Raw genomic sequence first — 15,767 nt, 5'->3', positions numbered from 1 at the left:
GGAACCCCGGCTCATGCGCGGCCGATGACCAGTCGGCTCGTTATGTACTGCGCCGCAGGTTCGAAAAGTGTTACAGGCGGGACGCGAACCGTTTCAGGCCAGTGTCCGGTACCCGGTCCTCAGCGGCGCGAACCCGCGTCCGGACGCTCCGGCGCAGCCGTCCCGGCCGGGACCAGCCCCAGCGAGCGCGACGGGGAGTCCGGTCCCGAGGACGGTCCCCGGCCCGGCCCGGAGCCCGACGGTTTGCCCGGCGCATCTCCGCCCGATCCTCCGCCGGTGGCCAGGCCGAGCACCGCCTGGCAGTAGCGCGGGACCCGCAACAGCCCCTTGGCCAGCCGCACGAGCTTCTCGCGGCCGGCCTCGTCGAGCCGCCCCGCCCGGAAGTCCCGGCAGAGCTCCACCGCTCCGGTGCGGCCCTCCCGGTCCCGGTCCGAACCACCCGCGAGGCCGGTCGCCGCGCCGTCGGCGCCGCCCTGGCGGGACCTGTCCCCCCGGCCGCCCTTGTCTCCGGCCGAGCCTTCCGCGGACGGCTGCGTACCGGTGTCGCCGGTCACCCCGGTGGCGCCCCCGGGGCCCGTCGGCGTACGTCCTTCCGCGCCCGGGGTGTTGCCCGGGCTCGGGATGCCGCCGCGGGGCTCACCGCGCGGCGAAGTGGTGCGGGAGGGCGCGAGGGGTGTCGCGTAGCCGCCGTCCGCCAGGACCGCCGGGGAGGATCCCGCCGTCACGGAGACCGCGGGCAGCTCGCCCGCGGTGTTCCGGGCGCCGCGGTCCAGCAGTCCGGTGCCCGCGGCGGCCGCGAGGCCGCCCACGGCGACGCTCGCCACGGCGGCGGCGAGGGCGAAGCGGACCGGCCGGCCGCGCCGGGAGGCACCTGCGACCGGGCCGGCGGGCGCGCCGAGCTCGACCACCGTGTCGGCGGAGCCGAACAGCGCTGAGTCGGGGGCCCGCGTCTGCGCCTGCGCCCGGAGTACGGAACCGCGCGCGCGGAACGCGGCCACGGCGGCCGCCTCCCCGCGCAGTTCCCCCGGAAGCCCGCCCGGGGCCGCGGGTGGCGGCTCGGCAAGTGCGTCGAGGGCGGCGCGCAGCCGCTCGGCCCGGACCCGGGCAGGGTGGTCGGCGCCAGGTGCGGCCGGTTCTCCGCGCAGCATTCTGTCCGCCGCGGCTTCGTCCAGCCACCTGTCGCGCTCGTCGGCCATCACATGTCCTTCTGCGTCCGCCAACGTGAATCCGTCACACCGGTTTGCTCCACGAGGCCCGCGGCGCGGACCCTCTGCGCCGGTACGGCGTCGAGGTCCCGCCCGCCCCCCGCGTCCCGTGTGCGACTCCCGTCATTATCGCCGAGGCCGCGCACCCGTCCGGAGCCGACGGCGACGGCGGAGCCGATCCCGGAATCGGGGTCGGACGGGTCGAAGGCCCCGTCGACGTCCGCACCGATCAGTTCGGCCAGTTTCTTCAGGCCCCGGTGCGCGGCGGTGCGTACCGCTCCGGGGCGCTTGCCCAGGGTCTCGGCCGCGCTCTTGGCGTCCAGGCCGACGACCACCCGCAGGACGACGGCCTCGGCCTGGTCCTGCGGGAGCTGGGCTATGAGTTCCATCGTGCGGCAGGTGGAGAGGGACTCCATGGCCTCGCCGGCGGTGTCGGACTCGGCGGCGTGGCCCGTCAGCTCGGTCTCGTCCCCGCCGACGGCGGGCCGGCGTCCGCGCATGCGGATGTGGTCGAGGGCGCGGTTGCGGGCGATGCGGGCGGTCCAGCCGCGGAAGCGGTCGGCGTCGCCGGTGAAGGAGTCGAGGTCGCGGGCGATCTGCAGCCAGGCTTCGGAGGTGACGTCCTCGGCGTCGCCGTCGCCGACGAGCGTGCGGACGTATCCGAGCAGGCGCGGGTGCACGGCGCGGTACACAGAACGGAACGCGAGCTCGTCGCCGTCTTGTGCCGCGAGCACCGCGGTGGTCAGCTCCGCGTCGTCCCCCAGCAAAATCCCCAACCCGTTCACAGTCCCGTTTGTGTGGCGCAAATCAGCACGTTACGGCTTTCAAGCACCTTCGTCCACGAGTTGTACAACGCGCAACCATCCCTGCGCGGAGCGAGGTGTGACACAAAACGCACCGAAGACGCTGAGAGGGGTGCGGGCTTGTCGCACGAGTCCGCGACGGATGGCGGCCGGGGCCTCTCCTGTGGGGGGTGGCGGCCCTGGTCGCCCTCCCCTTCCCGGCCGATCCCGCGGCCGTCATGCCCGGCCTCCCACGGGTCCCCGAGTCGCCCCGCACCGGCCCGACACGCGCTCCCGTCATCCTTTCGGCTCACTTCCGGGTGAAATCCCGGAATGGGTACGACACACCCGGCTCCGCGTCGATAGCGTGGCGGGACACCCGCGCCACGCCACCAGGAGCCCCACGCTGTCCAGCCACCTTCCGGCACAGGCCCGAGGAGGCTCCGACCCTTCCCACGGCTCCCACCCCCTCCACGACGACGGCCGTTTCGACGGCGGCGGACTCGCGCGGTTCAACGCCCTGTCCCCCGAGGCCGCGCACTCCGCGCTGCTGCACTGCTGCGGCAGCCGTCGCTGGGCCCACCGGGTGGCCGCCCACCGCCCTTACCCCGACTCCGGCGCGCTACTCGCCGCCGCGGACGAGGCTTCGTACGACCTCTCCCAGGCGGACCTCTCCGAGGCGCTGGCCTGCGAGTTCCCGCCGGAGCTGGAGCACGGGGCCTCGTACGCCGCGCTCCTCGCGCTCGACGCGGCGCACGGGGAGTACGAGCGGACCTTCGGGCACGCCTTCGTGATCTGCCTCGACGGGACCACTCCGGAGGAGCAGGCGGACCAGCTGCTGGCCGCGATCCGCCGGCGGATGGAGCTGGACGTGGACGAGGAGCGCGCGATCTCCGCGGATGAGCTCCGTCGCGTCGCGCAGGTCCGACTCGCCGACCTGACACACTGGCTGACCTCGGCAGATGGGGTATCTGCTGCCGAATTCGGGCTATTCGCCCCTGTGGGATAGTCCGTCCGTGCCTGTTTGATCACACCGATGGCCCCCGCGCAAGGGAACCGACAAAGCGTCGCTACGATGTCCGGGGCCGGAGGACCGTACCCGGCCGGGCCCGACCGACAAAGAAGCCGGCTGGCCCCCGCCCCGCTTCCGGAGGGTTTTCCGTGCCGGCTGGAACGTTGTACCGCGGCCGGGAAGGAATGTGGTCCTGGGTGGCTCATCGAGTCACCGGCGTCCTCATTTTCTTCTTCCTGTTCGTACACGTCCTCGACACCGCTCTCGTCCGCGTCTCACCCGAGGCGTACGACGATGTCGTGGCTACCTACAAGACTCCGATCGTCGCGCTGCTGGAGTACGGCCTCGTCGCCGCAATCCTGTTCCACGCGCTCAACGGTCTCCGTGTCATCGCCGTGGACTTCTGGTCCAAGGGCCCCCGCTACCAGAAGCAGATGCTCTGGACCGTGGTGGGCATCTGGGTCGTGCTGATGGTCGGGGCGCTGTACCCCGTCCTCGGACACGCTTACCTCGAACTCTTCGGGAAGTGACACGCATGTCTTCTGACACTTCTTTCGAAAAGGGCATCGGTGACGTGGAGGGCGTGTCCCTCTACGACGTCGACAACCCGGCGCCGTACATCGAGGCCCCGCGCAAGCGCACCAGCAAGACGCCGCGCTCGACGCGCGGCAACTTCGAGATGGTCGCGTGGCTCTTCATGCGCCTCTCGGGCATCGTGCTCGTCGTCCTGGTCCTCGGCCACCTGCTGATCCAGCTCGTGCTGGACGGCGGGGTGTCCAAGATCGGCTTCGCCTTCGTGGCCGGCCGCTGGGCCTCCCCGTTCTGGCAGGGCTGGGACCTGCTGATGCTGTGGCTCGCGATGCTGCACGGCGCGAACGGTCTGCGTACCGTCATCAACGACTACGCGGAGCGCGCCAACACGCGTCTGTGGCTCAAGGGCCTGCTCTACACCGCCACGGTGTTCACCATTCTTCTGGGCACGCTGGTGATCTTCACCTTCGACCCGAACATCCGCTAGGCAACGGGGCTGAGGCGAAACCAATGAAGATCCACAAGTACGACACCGTCATCGTCGGGGCGGGCGGCGCAGGCATGCGCGCCGCCATCGAGTCGACGAAGCGCAGCCGCACCGCCGTGCTGACCAAGCTCTACCCCACCCGCTCCCACACGGGCGCCGCGCAGGGCGGCATGGCCGCCGCGCTCGCCAATGTGGAGGACGACAACTGGGAGTGGCACACCTTCGACACGGTCAAGGGCGGTGACTACCTGGTCGACCAGGACGCCGCCGAGATCCTGGCGAAGGAGGCCATCGACGCGGTCCTCGACCTCGAGAAGATGGGCCTGCCGTTCAACCGCACCCCGGACGGCACCATCGACCAGCGCCGCTTCGGCGGGCACTCCCGCAACCACGGCGAGGCGCCGGTCCGCCGGTCCTGCTACGCCGCGGACCGAACCGGCCACATGATCCTCCAGACGCTCTACCAGAACTGCGTCAAGGAGGGCGTGGAGTTCTTCAACGAGTTCTACGTCCTGGACCAGCTCCTGGTCGAGGAGGACGGCGTCAAGAAGTCGGCCGGCGTGGTCGCGTACGAGCTCGCCACCGGCGAGATCCACGTGTTCCAGGCGAAGTCCGTCATCTACGCCTCCGGCGGCACCGGCAAGTTCTTCAAGGTGACCTCCAACGCGCACACCCTCACGGGTGACGGCCAGGCGGCCTGCTACCGCCGCGGCCTGCCGCTCGAGGACATGGAGTTCTTCCAGTTCCACCCGACGGGCATCTGGCGCATGGGCATCCTGCTGACGGAGGGCGCCCGCGGTGAGGGCGGCATCCTCCGCAACAAGGACGGCGAGCGCTTCATGGAGAAGTACGCGCCGGTCATGAAGGACCTCGCGTCCCGTGACGTCGTCTCGCGCTCCATCTACACCGAGATCCGTGAGGGCCGCGGCTGCGGTCCCGCCGGTGACCACGTGTACCTGGACCTGACGCACCTGCCGCCGGAGCAGCTCGACGCGAAGCTCCCGGACATCACCGAGTTCGCGCGCACCTACCTGGGCATCGAGCCGTACACGGACCCGATCCCGATCCAGCCCACCGCGCACTACGCCATGGGCGGCATCCCGACGAACGTCGAGGGTGAGGTCCTCATGGACAACACCACCGTCGTCCCGGGCCTGTACGCGGCCGGCGAGGTCGCGTGCGTGTCGGTGCACGGCGCGAACCGCCTGGGCACCAACTCGCTGCTGGACATCAACGTCTTCGGCAAGCGCTCGGGCATCGCGGCCGCCGCGTACGCCCACGCCCACGACTACGTCGAGCTGCCCGAGAACCCGGCGCAGCAGGTCATCGACCAGGTCGAGCGGCTGCGCAACTCCACGGGCAACGAGCGGGTCGCGGACCTGCGCCTGGAGCTCCAGGAGACGATGGACGCCTGCGTGATGGTGTTCCGCACCGAGCAGACGATCAAGACCGCGGTCGAGAAGATCGCGGAGCTGCGCGAGCGCTACCTGAACGTGTCCGTCCAGGACAAGGGCAAGCGCTTCAACACGGACCTGCTGGAAGCCATCGAGCTGGGCAACCTGCTCGACCTGGCCGAGGTCATGGCCGTGTCCGCGCTGGCGCGCAAGGAGTCCCGCGGCGGTCACTACCGCGAGGACTACCCGAACCGCGACGACGTCAACTTCATGCGCCACACCATGGCGTACCGCGAGGTCGGCGACGACGGCAAGGATTCCGTCCGCCTGGACTACAAGCCGGTCGTCGTCACCCGCTACCAGCCGATGGAGCGTAAGTACTGATGGCCACCCCGACCCTGTCCAAGACGGACGCGATGGAGGCCGCGGCCGCGGCCTCGCCCTTCATCACGGTCACGTTCCGGATCCGCCGGTTCAACCCGGAGATCTCGGACGAGTCGACCTGGCAGGACTTCCAGATCGAGATCGACCCGAAGGAGCGCGTGCTCGACGGTCTCCACAAGATCAAGTGGGACCTCGACGGCACGCTGACCTTCCGTCGCTCGTGCGCGCACGGCATCTGCGGCTCCGACGCGATGCGGATCAACGGCAAGAACAGGCTCGCCTGCAAGACGCTGATCAAGGACATCAACCCGGAGAAGCCGATCACGGTCGAGGCCATCAAGGGCCTGACGGTGATGAAGGACCTCGTCGTCGACATGGAGCCCTTCTTCCAGGCGTACCGGGACGTCATGCCGTTCCTGGTCACCAAGGGCAACGAGCCGACGCGCGAGCGCCTGCAGTCCGCCGAGGACCGCGAGCGCTTCGACGACACCACCAAGTGCATCCTGTGCGCCGCGTGCACGTCCTCGTGCCCGGTGTTCTGGAACGACGGCCAGTACTTCGGCCCGGCGGCGATCGTCAACGCGCACCGCTTCATCTTCGACTCGCGTGACGAGGCGGGCGAGCAGCGCCTGGAGATCCTCAACGACAAGGACGGCGTGTGGCGTTGCCGCACGACCTTCAACTGCACCGACGCGTGCCCCCGCGGCATCGAGGTCACGAAGGCGATCCAGGAAGTGAAGCGGGCGCTCATCACGCGCCGCTTCTGATTCCGTCGTAGGCAGTCCGTACGGGGGCCCCGCGCCCGGTGTTCACGCACCGGGGGCGGGGCCTTCGGCGTGTCAGGCCCAGGGCGTCAGGCCCGGCGGATCTGGCTGGTGATCGTCGGGTCCGTGATGGCCGTGTCATCGGCCAGCAGCATCGCCTTGCTGAGGATCACCGCGAGGGTCCGGTCGCCCTCGTAGGGCAGGTAGCCCGCGTCCGGGGAGCCGCCGGCCTTCGGCACGATGCACAGGTACTGGTCGTTCGGCTCCATCAGGATGTTGCCCGAGCCCAGGTGGATCTTGTACGTGCGCAGCTCGCCGGTGACGTGCAGGAACCGGCCCTCGACGCGGCAGCGGTCCGCGATCGCCAGCCTCGGCACCAGCCGCTCCAGCAGCGCCCGCCGGGTCTCGGCGCTCTGGCCGAGCTCGCCGAAGCCGTACGAGGTCCAGTACTCCCGGAACCGGCCCCCGGGTCCGCCGTCGGACCAGGTGGGGTCGTTGCCCACGCCAGTACTCGGCGCGCAGCCCCCACTGCGGCAGTTCGCGGGTGGCCGGCGGCGCGGAGTCGTCGACGCAGAGCCGGAGTTGGTTGCGCCAGCCGCGGGCGGCCGCCAGCGCGTGGAACTGGTGCTGGCGCAGGATGTGGGCGGCGAAGCGGTTGGAGTACGTCCCCGTGTTCCGCTCCGCCTCGGTGAGCGGGTACACCTCGCGGTGGGCCTGTTTGAAGGGCTGGGTCACGCCGAGCTCTTCGAGCTGCTCGCGCACGGCGGCGACTTCGGCCGCCCCTCGGCCGACCGGGTGCCACAGCTCGACAACGGTGCCCTCCGTGACAGGGTCGCCGGTGAGGGTGCGTGCCTCCCCGTCCGCGAAGGCGACGGGCGTACCGTCCACCGTCCAGACCAGGCGGCGGGCGAGGGTGCCGACCAGGGGGTGGTCGAGGTAGCGCTCGCGCCAGGCGCGGTAGGTCCAGGTGCGGCGGGCCAGGAACTGCCGGTCGAGGCGCTCCGCCTGGGCGGAGAGCATCTTGTCGATGTCCTTGACGGCGGCCTTGAGCTCCCCCAGCTCCTCCGCGTGCTCCTGGCGGACGGCGGCGGGGACGGCCTTGACCGCCTTGCCCGCCGCGTTGCGCCAGGACAGCGACGCCTTGGCGCCGCGGACCTCCAGCAGGGCCGTGGCCTCGCCGAGCCGGAACTCGGCGCGGCCGACCTCCGTGAGGCCGTAGGCAGGCACGGCCAGCTCCTCGATCTCCTCCCGGCTGAGCCCGAGCGCCGCGGCCCGCGCGGTCAGGGCCGTGTCGATGACCTTGAGGGTGCCCTTGAACGTCACCCGGGCGGCCAGCCGGGCCAGTTCGGCGAGGGCCGCCTCGCCCTCGGTCCGGGACAGGGCGACGACTCCCGCGTTGGCCACCTTGGGATTGCGCGGGCCAAGGCCCGGGATCTTGCGCAGGCAGGTCTCCACGAGCCTGCCGAGCGCGCGTGGTGTCCCGGGGTGCGGGGGCAACAGGGCGAGCAGCCAGGCCAGACCGCGCAAGGCGTTGGCGTTGAAGGGGTCGAGCTGATTTTCGTACCAGGTGTCCGTCAGGGGGAGGGTGCGCGGGCGGTCCACGAGTGCGAACCAGCCGGCGACGGCCTCGCGCAGGGCGTCGGGACCAGCTCCGGCGTCCGTGAGGAGCGCGCGGGCGGTCTTCTCCCACTTGGCGCTCGGGCGGGCGGGCGGCCGTGGCGGTGGCGGCGTGGGCGAGCAGCGCGTCCCAGCGCCCGTCGGCCAGGGCCTCGTCGGCCCACCGCTCGCCGACGTTGAGGGCGGGACCGTCCAGCTGTCCCAGGGCGGCACTCAGGTCGGAGACGCTGGACGAGATCAGGGCGCTGCGCCGCAGGGTGGCTACGGCGGCGGCCGGGACGGAGTGTCCGGCGGCCAGCCAGCCGTGCACCCGCGTCGACCAACTGCCGCCGCGGGTGTGGTACGTCCGCCCCAGCTGCTCGAAGGCCTGCCGGGTCGCCGCATCGAGATCGGCGGCCATGTCAGCCACCCACCAGGGCAACGAGCTTGAGGAAGGTGACCTCCGTGCCGAGCGGGAGGTCGATCTCCTCGTCCAGGTCGGTGATCTGGCGGTCCCCCACCAGGACGAGGAAGCCGTTGCGCCCGAAGGCGGCGAGGGCCGCCTCGGTCTGCGCCTGCGGATCGACCGGGCGGTCCGCCGCGGCCGGACGCACGAGCCGGCTCCCGGCCGCGGTCGCAGCCGCCCCGGACTGCGCCGCCCCTCCCTCGGCCACCTCCTGGAATATCCGCCTCCGGATCAACTCGCGCAGTGCGAGTCGCTCTTCGGCGATTTCCATCCCCCAGCCGTCACCGCGGCCCCCGGCAGTCGTCTCGTCGACGAAGATCACGCTTCCCATGTCAGGAGATTAGGAGGGGGCACCGACAATCGGCCTTCTGGGCCGGGGAAGGCTGTGTAAGGATCGACATCATGAGTGAGCAGCAGCCGAATCCGTACGCGGGCGACCCGAATCAGGGTGGCGGCCGGGGAGACAACCATTGGGGTCCCGGCACGCCGAGTTACGGCGCCCCTGCGCAGCCCGGATACGGCTACCCGCCGGCCGGTCCGCCCCAGCCCGGGTACGGCTACCCGCCGGCCGACCCGTCCCAGCCCGGGTACGGGTATCCGCAGCCCCCGGCCTACCAGCCGACCATCGCCGGAGAGGGCATTCCGGCCCAGATGCCGCCGACGCCCCCCATGGGCTACCCGGCCGCCGGGCTCTCCCTGGGTGACATCACGATCGCCGGCGACCAGATCATCACCCCGTCGGGCAACATGCCGCTCAGGGGCGCGATCTGGAACGCCACGGACCTCTCCCGGACCGAGGAGAAGATCCCGGCGCACGCGATCGTGCTGGCCGTCATCTTCTTCCTGTTCTGCCTGCTCGGCCTGTTCTTCCTCCTGATGAAGGAGCGCCGCACCACGGGCTTCGTCCAGATCACGGTCCACAGCGGCGGCCGCCACCACACCACGATGATCCCGGCCGTGGACCCGGGCACCTACATGTGGGTCATGAGCCAGATCAACCAGGCGCGCGCACTGAGCATGTGAGTCCGCCGAGTCCCGCCGACCGGAGGGGAATCCGGTGGCGGGACGGGGGGACGGCCCCCGAAGATCACTGGATGATCATTTCTCATGATGTGGACGGTCCCGCCGACGCCCCGGCCGTCGTCCTGCTGCACTCCTCCGTGTGTGACCGGCGGATGTGGGAGCCGCAGTGGCGGCCGCTGCTCGCCGCCGGGTTCCGGGTGGTCCGGCCGGACTTCCGGACCTGCGGGGACTCCCCCGCCGCCGAAGCCCCGTACAGCGACCACGGGGACGTACGGGAGCTGCTGGAGCACCTCGGCATCCGGCGGGCCTCGTTCGTCGGAAGCTCGTACGGCGGCCGGATCGCGCTGACGCTGGCCGCGCTGCACCCGGAGCTGGTGGGCGCGCTGGCGCTGCTGTGTCCCGCCCGGCCCGCGCAGCGGCGCGGCCCGGCGCTCCTGGCCTTCAACGCCGCCGAGGCCGCCCTGCTGGACGCCGGCGACCTGGAGGGCGCCGCCGGGCTCAATGCCCGCCAGTGGCTCGGTCCGGACGCCGACGAGGCCGCGCACGCCCTCGTGCGGGCCATGCAGCTCGGGAACCTGCGGGGCGCCCTGGCCGCCGACGGGGACCACGACCTCCCCGAGCCCGCCTTCGAGCCTGCCGCCATCACCGCCCCCGTCCTCGCCGTCGGCGGCGCGCACGACATCCCCGACTTCCGCGAGGTCCCCGCCGAACTCGCCTCCCTGGTGCGCGGCGCCGTCCAACTCGAGCTGCCCTGGGCCGGCCACCTGCCCTCCCTGGAACGCCCGGAGGAGATCACCCGGTTGCTCATCGAGTTCCTCTCCGGACGCTGACCGGGACCGCCCCGCACATTCGCTTGAACCTGTTCAAAAATAGGTCTACAGTCAGTGCTGTCAGCAGTTGAACACGTTCAAGGGGGCTGAGGGCAATGGACCTCACCGTGGTCGCGTACGTCATCTACCTGCTCATCAGCATCGGACTCACCGTCTGGGTGGCCCGCACGCTCAGCCGCAACGGCCGCGTCTTCATCGGCGACGTCCTCCAGGGGAACGAGAAGCTCGCGGACGCCGTCAACCAGCTCCTGGTGGTCGGCTTCTACCTGGTCAACATCGGCTTCGTGACCCTGTACCTGCGCTCGGCCGAGGAGATCGTGGCCGCCCGCGGGCTCTTCGAAGCCCTGTCGGTCAAGCTCGGAGTCGTGCTCCTGGTCCTCGGCTTCATGCACCTCGGGAACGTCTGGGTGCTGAACAAGATGCGCCGCCGGGGGATCATGGAGCGCCAGGGGACCCCGCCGGTCGCCCCGCAGGGGTGGACCGCGCCCCAGGGGTGGACCGCACCCACCGGGGCCTGATCCCGTGGCCACCACCGCGACCCGGCACCTGACGGTGCTCTACGACGCGAACTGCCCGCTCTGCGTGCACATCCGGCACTGGCTGCTCGGCCAGCGCCAGCTGGTACCGCTCCGCCTCGTCCCGGCGGCCTCCGCCGCGGCGCGGCAGCGGTTCCCGCGGCTCGACCACGCCTCGACGCTGAAGGAGATCACCGTCATCGGCGACTCCGGACAGGTGTGGAGGGGGACGGACGCCTTCATCGTGTGCCTGTGGGCGCTGGCCGAGCACCGGCCGAAGGCGAACTGGCTGGCCACCCCGGCCGGCCGGCCCTTCGCCAGGGCGGCCATGTACACCGCCTCCACCTGGCGCGAAGCGCTGCGGGACGGCTCACCGGCGAACGAAGGGGAACCGGCCTGTGACGACCAGTGTTCCGCGCCCCGATAGGCTCGGGACCGTGACTGATCAGAAGGCTCCCAAGAGCGAGCAGACCCGCACGCTCATCCTCGAGACCGCGCTCCGCCTCTTCCAGGAGCGCGGGTTCGACAAGACGACGATGCGCGGTATCGCCAAGGAGGCCGGAGTATCGGTCGGCAACGCCTACTACTACTTCGAGTCCAAGGAACACCTGGTCCAGGGCTTCTACGACCGGATCGGCGCCGCCCACCTGGCGGCGGTCCGGCCGATCCTGGACAACGAGACCGATCTGCAGAAGCGGCTCGCGGGCGTCCTGACCAGCTGGCTGGACATCGCGGCGCCGTACCACGAGTTCGCCTCGCAGTTCTTCAAGAACGCCGCGGACCCCGAGAGCCCGCTCAGCCCGTTCTCCCCGGAGTCGGAGGCGGCCCGCAAGACCGCGATCGACATGCACCGCGAGGTACTGGCGGGAGCAAAGACGAAGGTCCCCGACGAGCTGGCCGACGTACTGCCTGAGCTGATGTGGCTCTCGCAGATGGGCCTGGTCCTCTACTGGGTCTTCGATCGCTCCCCGGACAGCGAGAAGACGCGCAAGCTCGCGCAGCGCGGCGCGCAGCTCACGACCCGGGGCATCATCCTGGCCCGGTTCCGGGTGCTGCGGCCGCTGGTGCGCGAAGTGCACGAGCTGTTCACGGACTTCCTGCCGGGCATGGCCCAGTCGGCCGTGTCCCGTCCGGGCCGCAAGCGGGCCTCCGACCCCGACGCGGGGCCGGAGGAGGGTCCGGAGGTGGGTCCGTAGGTAGGGCCCGCAGGTAGGGCCCGCAGCGGGTCCTACAGCCAGCTGAGCTCCCACAGGCGCCACACGCCGGTGCCGTCCGAGAGGTACTGGGCGCCCGTGACGGCCTCGCGGGACATCACGTAGTCCTTCTTCTGCCAGATCGGCATCATCGGGACCTGCTGCGCGACCAGCTTCTGCAGGTCACGGAAGTCGTTGGCGGCGGCGCCGCGGTCCGAGAAGGACTGGGTCCGGGCGATGAGGGCGTCGACGGCCTTGTCGGAGTAGCCGTTGTTCATCGAGTTGTCGGCGCCGACGAGCGGGGCGAGGAAGTTGTCCGCGTCGGGGAAGTCGGCGATCCAGCCGATGGTGTAGGCGTCGAACTCGCCCGCCGCGTAGGCCTTCTGGAAGTCGCTCCACTTAGCGACCTGCTTGAGGGTCAGCTTGAAGAGGCCGGTGGACTCCAGCTGCGCCTTGAGTTCTTCCGCCTCGGCCACGTTCGCGCCGCGCTCGTTGACCCCGAGGGTGAGCGCGACCGGGGTGGTGACGCCGGCGTCCTTGAGGATCTTCTTCGCGGTGACCCCGCTCGGCGAGGGCCAGGCGTCGAAGAAAGGGGTGCTGTGGGCGGCGACGCCCGCCGGGACGAGCGAGTAGAGCGGGGTGACGGTGCCCTTGTAGACCTCGGTCGCGGCCTTGGCGCGGTCCACGGTGGCGGCGACGGCCTGGCGGACGGCGGGCTGGGCCGCCGGGGAGCCGGGGCGGAGGTTGAAGACCATGCTGCGGATCTCCGTACCGCCCGAGGCCTGGTACCGGGTGTCCTCCAGGCCCGGGTTCAGGCCTGCCAGGACCGCCGGGGGCATGTCGCGGTGGGCGACCTCGATCCCGTGGTCGGTCCAGGCCTGCTCCAGCTGCGCGGAGTCCTTGAAGTACTTCACGGTGACCGGGCTCTTGGAGATCTTGCCCTGGCCCTTGTACGAGGCGTTGGGCTTGAGCTCGGCGCTCGCGCCGGCCGTGTAGTCGCCGAGGGTGAAGGGGCCGGAACCGTCGACCTTCTCCTCCTCGCGCAGGGCCTTGGCCGGGTACTTGTCCTTGTCCACGATCGAGGCGGCGCCCGTAGCGATCTTGAACGGGAAGGTGGCGTCCCCGGCGGAGAGGCTGAAGGTGACGGTGCGGCCCTCGGCCTTGACCGACTGCAGGGTGTTGAACAGCGGCGCCGGGCCCTGGTCGGAGTTGATCGCCTTGATCCGGTCGAAGGAGAACTTCACGTCCTCGGCGGTGATCTCGCGGCCGGAGGAGAACTTCACGTCCGGGCGCAGCTCGCACTGGTACGTGGTGAGCTTGTCGCCGATGAAGTTGCAGGCGGAGGCGGCGTCGGGGACCGGGGTGTCCGCACCGGGCCTGATGGTCAGCAGCGACTGGTAGACGTTGCTGAACAGGGCCCAGGAGCCGGCGTCGTACGCGCCCGCGGGGTCGAGGGAGGAGACCACGTCGCTCGTGCCGACGCGGATCGGCTCCCCGCCGCCGCCGGTCTGTGGCAGCAACTGCCAGGTGGCTACGCCGGCCACGCCGAGGACCAGCCCGGCCGCGATGACTTTCGAGCGGACAGACCGCAGCATCCTTGACTCCACCCCACGCGGGCGCACACCGAAGTGAGCGACCTGTTATCCGATTATCGGTCACATCCCATCACGGAATTTCGGCCTCGGGAAGGCCGATTTGTGGCGTGGCGTTGAGGGTTCGGGGGGTTCAGGCCTGATATGAGGCGAGTTCGACGACTGTGATGTCCGACGGCGCGCCGACCCGGACCGGCGGGCCCCAGGCGCCCGCGCCGCGCGAGACGTACAGCTGGGTGTCGCCGTAGCGCTCCAGCCCGGCGACGGTCGGGTTGGCGAGCTCGGCGACGTACTCGCCGGGCCACAGCTGCCCTCCGTGGGTGTGGCCGGAGAGCTGGAGGTCGGCCCCGTAGCGGACGGCATCGTCGATGACGATCGGCTGGTGGGCGAGGAGCACGGCGGTGCGGGTACGGTCCCGGTCGCCGAGGGCGGCCTGGAAGTCCGGGCCGTGGCCCTCGCTCTCGCCCGCGATGTCGTTGACCCCGGCGAGGTCGAAGTACGGGAGCTCGCGGCGGGCGTTCTCCAGCGGGGTCAGGCCGAGCTCGCGGACGTGGTCGACCCACTGCTGGGCGCCGGAGAAGTACTCGTGGTTGCCGGTGACGAAGTACGAGCCGTGGCGCGAGCGGAGGCCGCGGAGCGGTTCGGCGGCGGGGCCGAGGTCCTCGACGCTGCCGTCGACGAGGTCGCCCACGACGGCGATCAGGTCGGGCTGCGTGCGGTTGATGGTGTCGACGATGCGGGTGGTGTGGGCGCGGCCCAGGATCGGGCCGAGGTGGATGTCGCTGACGACGGCGATGCGGAAGCCGTGGGCCGCGCGGGGGAGCTTCGCCAGGGGGACCTGGACCCGCTTGACGCGGGGGCCGCGGAGGACGCCGTACGTGCCGTAGCCGACGGTGCCGGCTGTGGCGGCGGCGGCCGTGCCGGCGACGATCCGCGCGAAGCGCCTGCGGCTGACGCCGGAGGGGGCGGGCTCCGCGGGGGCGGCCGCCGGGCTGCCCGTTCCGGGGTTGGCCGTCGCGGGGTTGGCCGTCGCGGGGTTGGCCTCCGCCGGGTCTGCCGTCGTGGTGTGCCGCCCGGCCGGGGCCACGGGGGCGGCGGTGGCTTCGAGGGTGGCCTGCGGCGCAGTTCCCCTCCCCGCCCCTTCCCGAAACTGGGGCTCCGCCCCAGACCCCGGAGCGGCCACGCCTGCCGGGACGTTGCGGGGCTCCGCCCCGGGCCCCGGGGTGGCCACGCCTGCGGCGGCCGGGAGGCTGCCGGGCTGCGCCCCCGGCCCCGAGGTGCCCGCGCCTGCGGCGCCGGAGCGGGGCTCCGCCCCGGAGCCCGCGGGGACGGGGGGGTCCGTCGGCTCGGTGGGCCCGGGCTCCGGGGTGGAGTCCGCCTGCTCGGTGGCTGCGTTCGACCGGCGGAGCCACAGCGCTCGGACGGGCTCCGCCAGGAGCATCGCCAGGGAGAGCAGGAGGACGGCCAGCCAGAGGTAGCCGGGCCAGGCGACCGTGCGCTCCAGCCAGAAGGGGGCTCCCGCGCGGCCCGCGACGAGGGCGGCCACGGACAGGAGGGGGAGCGCGAAGGCCAGGGCGGTGCCCGTGCGGCGGATCGCGCCGCCGGGGGTGGTGGTGTCGCGGACCAGGCGGATCCAGAGCCAGCGGTGCACCAGGACCAGGAGGGCCAGGACCAGCAGGGCCACGGCCGCGATGAGAACGATCGTCACGCGCCCGCCTCCGTACGTGATTCGCGCCGCAGTGCCCGCACCCCGCGCAACCCGATCACTCCGACGGCCGTCCCCAGGAGAAAGGACGCCACCGCCAGGAGAAGGTGGACCCAGAAGTATCCGGTCGGGTCCCCCGCATCGTCGAAGGCCAGACCGCTGCCGTCCTTCCACAGGTTCCGGACGAAAGACACCCAGATGAACCAGCTCCACACTCCGAAGGCGAGCAGGAACCAGGATGCGGCGCGGCTGAGTCTCATGAGCCCAGTATCGGTTTCGTCCCCAGGA

Annotated in this window: 17 protein-coding genes; 10 read left to right on the top strand and 7 right to left on the bottom strand. The window is 71.3% G+C overall.

Features of this window, described 5'->3' with window-relative positions; all coding sequences use genetic code 11:
• Positions 1 to 119: 119 nt before the first annotated feature.
• Together OG435_RS28080 and OG435_RS28075 are read right to left on the bottom strand one after the other, a co-directional pair.
• Positions 120 to 1,196 (bottom strand): hypothetical protein, encoded by a 1,077-nt coding sequence (locus OG435_RS28080; RefSeq protein ID WP_266880721.1) that lies wholly within the window; start codon positions 1,194 to 1,196, stop codon positions 120 to 122.
• Positions 1,196 to 1,972 (bottom strand): RNA polymerase sigma factor, encoded by a 777-nt coding sequence (locus tag OG435_RS28075; protein ID WP_266882133.1) that lies wholly within the window; start codon positions 1,970 to 1,972, stop codon positions 1,196 to 1,198. Before OG435_RS28075 ends, OG435_RS28080 begins: the two co-directional genes overlap by 1 nt.
• Positions 1,973 to 2,354: 382 nt before the next feature.
• Between OG435_RS28075 and OG435_RS28070 the strand changes: the two genes are divergently transcribed.
• The 5 genes from OG435_RS28070 (at position 2,355) to OG435_RS28050 (ending at position 6,562) form a co-directional block, all read left to right on the top strand.
• Positions 2,355 to 2,996 carry a 2-oxo-4-hydroxy-4-carboxy-5-ureidoimidazoline decarboxylase gene (locus tag OG435_RS28070; protein WP_430625698.1) on the top strand — a complete coding sequence of 214 codons (642 nt, stop codon included), beginning with the start codon at positions 2,355 to 2,357 and terminating at the stop codon, positions 2,994 to 2,996.
• Positions 2,997 to 3,148: 152 nt separating this feature from the next.
• Positions 3,149 to 3,529, top strand: coding sequence for a succinate dehydrogenase, cytochrome b556 subunit (sdhC, locus tag OG435_RS28065; protein ID WP_266880720.1), 381 nt, complete (start codon positions 3,149 to 3,151; stop codon positions 3,527 to 3,529).
• Between the two features lie 5 nt (positions 3,530 to 3,534).
• Positions 3,535 to 4,017, top strand: coding sequence for a succinate dehydrogenase hydrophobic membrane anchor subunit (locus tag OG435_RS28060; protein WP_250744034.1), 483 nt, complete (start codon positions 3,535 to 3,537; stop codon positions 4,015 to 4,017).
• A gap of 23 nt (positions 4,018 to 4,040) precedes the next feature.
• Entirely contained in the window at positions 4,041 to 5,795 is a 1,755-nt protein-coding gene (sdhA, locus tag OG435_RS28055; RefSeq protein WP_266880719.1) for a succinate dehydrogenase flavoprotein subunit, read from the top strand.
• Positions 5,795 to 6,562 (top strand): succinate dehydrogenase iron-sulfur subunit, encoded by a 768-nt coding sequence (locus tag OG435_RS28050; RefSeq protein WP_266880718.1) that lies wholly within the window; start codon positions 5,795 to 5,797, stop codon positions 6,560 to 6,562. The genes sdhA and OG435_RS28050 overlap by 1 nt, the downstream gene beginning before the upstream one ends.
• Before the next feature lie 135 nt (positions 6,563 to 6,697).
• Here OG435_RS28050 and OG435_RS28045 read toward each other — a convergent pair whose 3' ends face one another.
• Together OG435_RS28045 and OG435_RS28040 are read right to left on the bottom strand one after the other, a co-directional pair.
• Positions 6,698 to 8,389, bottom strand: a complete 1,692-nt coding sequence (locus OG435_RS28045) for a DUF4132 domain-containing protein (protein ID WP_323187915.1) — start codon at positions 8,387 to 8,389, stop codon at positions 6,698 to 6,700.
• Positions 8,390 to 8,577: 188 nt separating this feature from the next.
• Positions 8,578 to 8,952, bottom strand: a complete 375-nt coding sequence (locus tag OG435_RS28040) for a hypothetical protein (protein ID WP_266880717.1) — start codon at positions 8,950 to 8,952, stop codon at positions 8,578 to 8,580.
• 71 nt (positions 8,953 to 9,023) lie between these two features.
• On the opposite strand from OG435_RS28040, the gene OG435_RS28035 reads away from it, so the two are divergent.
• The 5 genes from OG435_RS28035 (at position 9,024) to OG435_RS28015 (ending at position 12,185) form a co-directional block, all read left to right on the top strand.
• Complete coding sequence (locus OG435_RS28035) at positions 9,024 to 9,644, top strand: hypothetical protein (RefSeq protein ID WP_266880716.1); 621 nt, start codon at positions 9,024 to 9,026, stop codon at positions 9,642 to 9,644.
• Positions 9,645 to 9,715: 71 nt separating this feature from the next.
• Positions 9,716 to 10,474: an alpha/beta fold hydrolase gene (locus OG435_RS28030; protein WP_266880715.1), complete on the top strand. Its 759-nt coding sequence runs from the start codon at positions 9,716 to 9,718 to the stop codon at positions 10,472 to 10,474.
• 95 nt (positions 10,475 to 10,569) lie between these two features.
• The gene (locus OG435_RS28025; protein ID WP_266880714.1) at positions 10,570 to 10,992 is read left to right on the top strand and encodes a hypothetical protein; all 423 of its coding nucleotides are present in this window, start codon (positions 10,570 to 10,572) and stop codon (positions 10,990 to 10,992) included.
• 4 nt (positions 10,993 to 10,996) lie between these two features.
• A complete protein-coding gene (locus OG435_RS28020; protein ID WP_266880713.1) occupies positions 10,997 to 11,416 on the top strand; it encodes a thiol-disulfide oxidoreductase DCC family protein in 420 nt (139 codons plus the stop codon).
• 10 nt (positions 11,417 to 11,426) lie between these two features.
• On the top strand, positions 11,427 to 12,185 hold the full coding sequence (locus tag OG435_RS28015; protein ID WP_266880712.1) for a TetR family transcriptional regulator: 759 nt from the start codon (positions 11,427 to 11,429) through the stop codon (positions 12,183 to 12,185).
• A gap of 32 nt (positions 12,186 to 12,217) precedes the next feature.
• Here the strand turns inward: OG435_RS28015 and OG435_RS28010 are convergent, their stop codons facing one another.
• The 3 genes from OG435_RS28010 to OG435_RS28000 form a co-directional block, all read right to left on the bottom strand.
• A complete protein-coding gene (locus OG435_RS28010) occupies positions 12,218 to 13,774 on the bottom strand; it encodes an ABC transporter substrate-binding protein (protein ID WP_266882129.1) in 1,557 nt (518 codons plus the stop codon).
• Positions 13,775 to 13,907: 133 nt separating this feature from the next.
• The gene (locus OG435_RS28005; RefSeq protein ID WP_266880711.1) at positions 13,908 to 15,482 is read right to left on the bottom strand and encodes a metallophosphoesterase; all 1,575 of its coding nucleotides are present in this window, start codon (positions 15,480 to 15,482) and stop codon (positions 13,908 to 13,910) included.
• Positions 15,479 to 15,739: an SCO4848 family membrane protein gene (locus OG435_RS28000; protein ID WP_266880710.1), complete on the bottom strand. Its 261-nt coding sequence runs from the start codon at positions 15,737 to 15,739 to the stop codon at positions 15,479 to 15,481. The genes OG435_RS28005 and OG435_RS28000 overlap by 4 nt, the downstream gene beginning before the upstream one ends.
• Positions 15,740 to 15,767 lie beyond the last annotated feature (28 nt).

The sequence above is a fragment of the Streptomyces sp. NBC_01264 genome (genome assembly GCF_026340675.1).
Taxonomy (GTDB): domain Bacteria; phylum Actinomycetota; class Actinomycetes; order Streptomycetales; family Streptomycetaceae; genus Streptomyces.
The sequence above is the reverse complement of the archived record's forward strand: the minus strand, read 5'-3'. Positions and strand labels throughout refer to the sequence as shown.

Excerpts from the sequence above, each read along its gene's own strand:
- OG435_RS28030 (WP_266880715.1), top strand. The coding sequence starts at position 9,716 with ATGATCATTTCTCATGATGTGGACGGTCCCGCCGACGCCCCGGCCGTC.
- OG435_RS28000 (WP_266880710.1), bottom strand. The coding sequence starts at position 15,739 with ATGAGACTCAGCCGCGCCGCATCCTGGTTCCTGCTCGCCTTCGGAGTG.
- OG435_RS28060 (WP_250744034.1), top strand. The coding sequence starts at position 3,535 with ATGTCTTCTGACACTTCTTTCGAAAAGGGCATCGGTGACGTGGAGGGC.
- OG435_RS28025 (WP_266880714.1), top strand. The coding sequence starts at position 10,570 with ATGGACCTCACCGTGGTCGCGTACGTCATCTACCTGCTCATCAGCATC.
- OG435_RS28050 (WP_266880718.1), top strand. The coding sequence starts at position 5,795 with ATGGCCACCCCGACCCTGTCCAAGACGGACGCGATGGAGGCCGCGGCC.
- OG435_RS28040 (WP_266880717.1), bottom strand. The coding sequence starts at position 8,952 with ATGGGAAGCGTGATCTTCGTCGACGAGACGACTGCCGGGGGCCGCGGT.
- OG435_RS28080 (WP_266880721.1), bottom strand. The coding sequence starts at position 1,196 with ATGGCCGACGAGCGCGACAGGTGGCTGGACGAAGCCGCGGCGGACAGA.
- OG435_RS28035 (WP_266880716.1), top strand. The coding sequence starts at position 9,024 with ATGAGTGAGCAGCAGCCGAATCCGTACGCGGGCGACCCGAATCAGGGT.
- sdhA (WP_266880719.1), top strand. The coding sequence starts at position 4,041 with ATGAAGATCCACAAGTACGACACCGTCATCGTCGGGGCGGGCGGCGCA.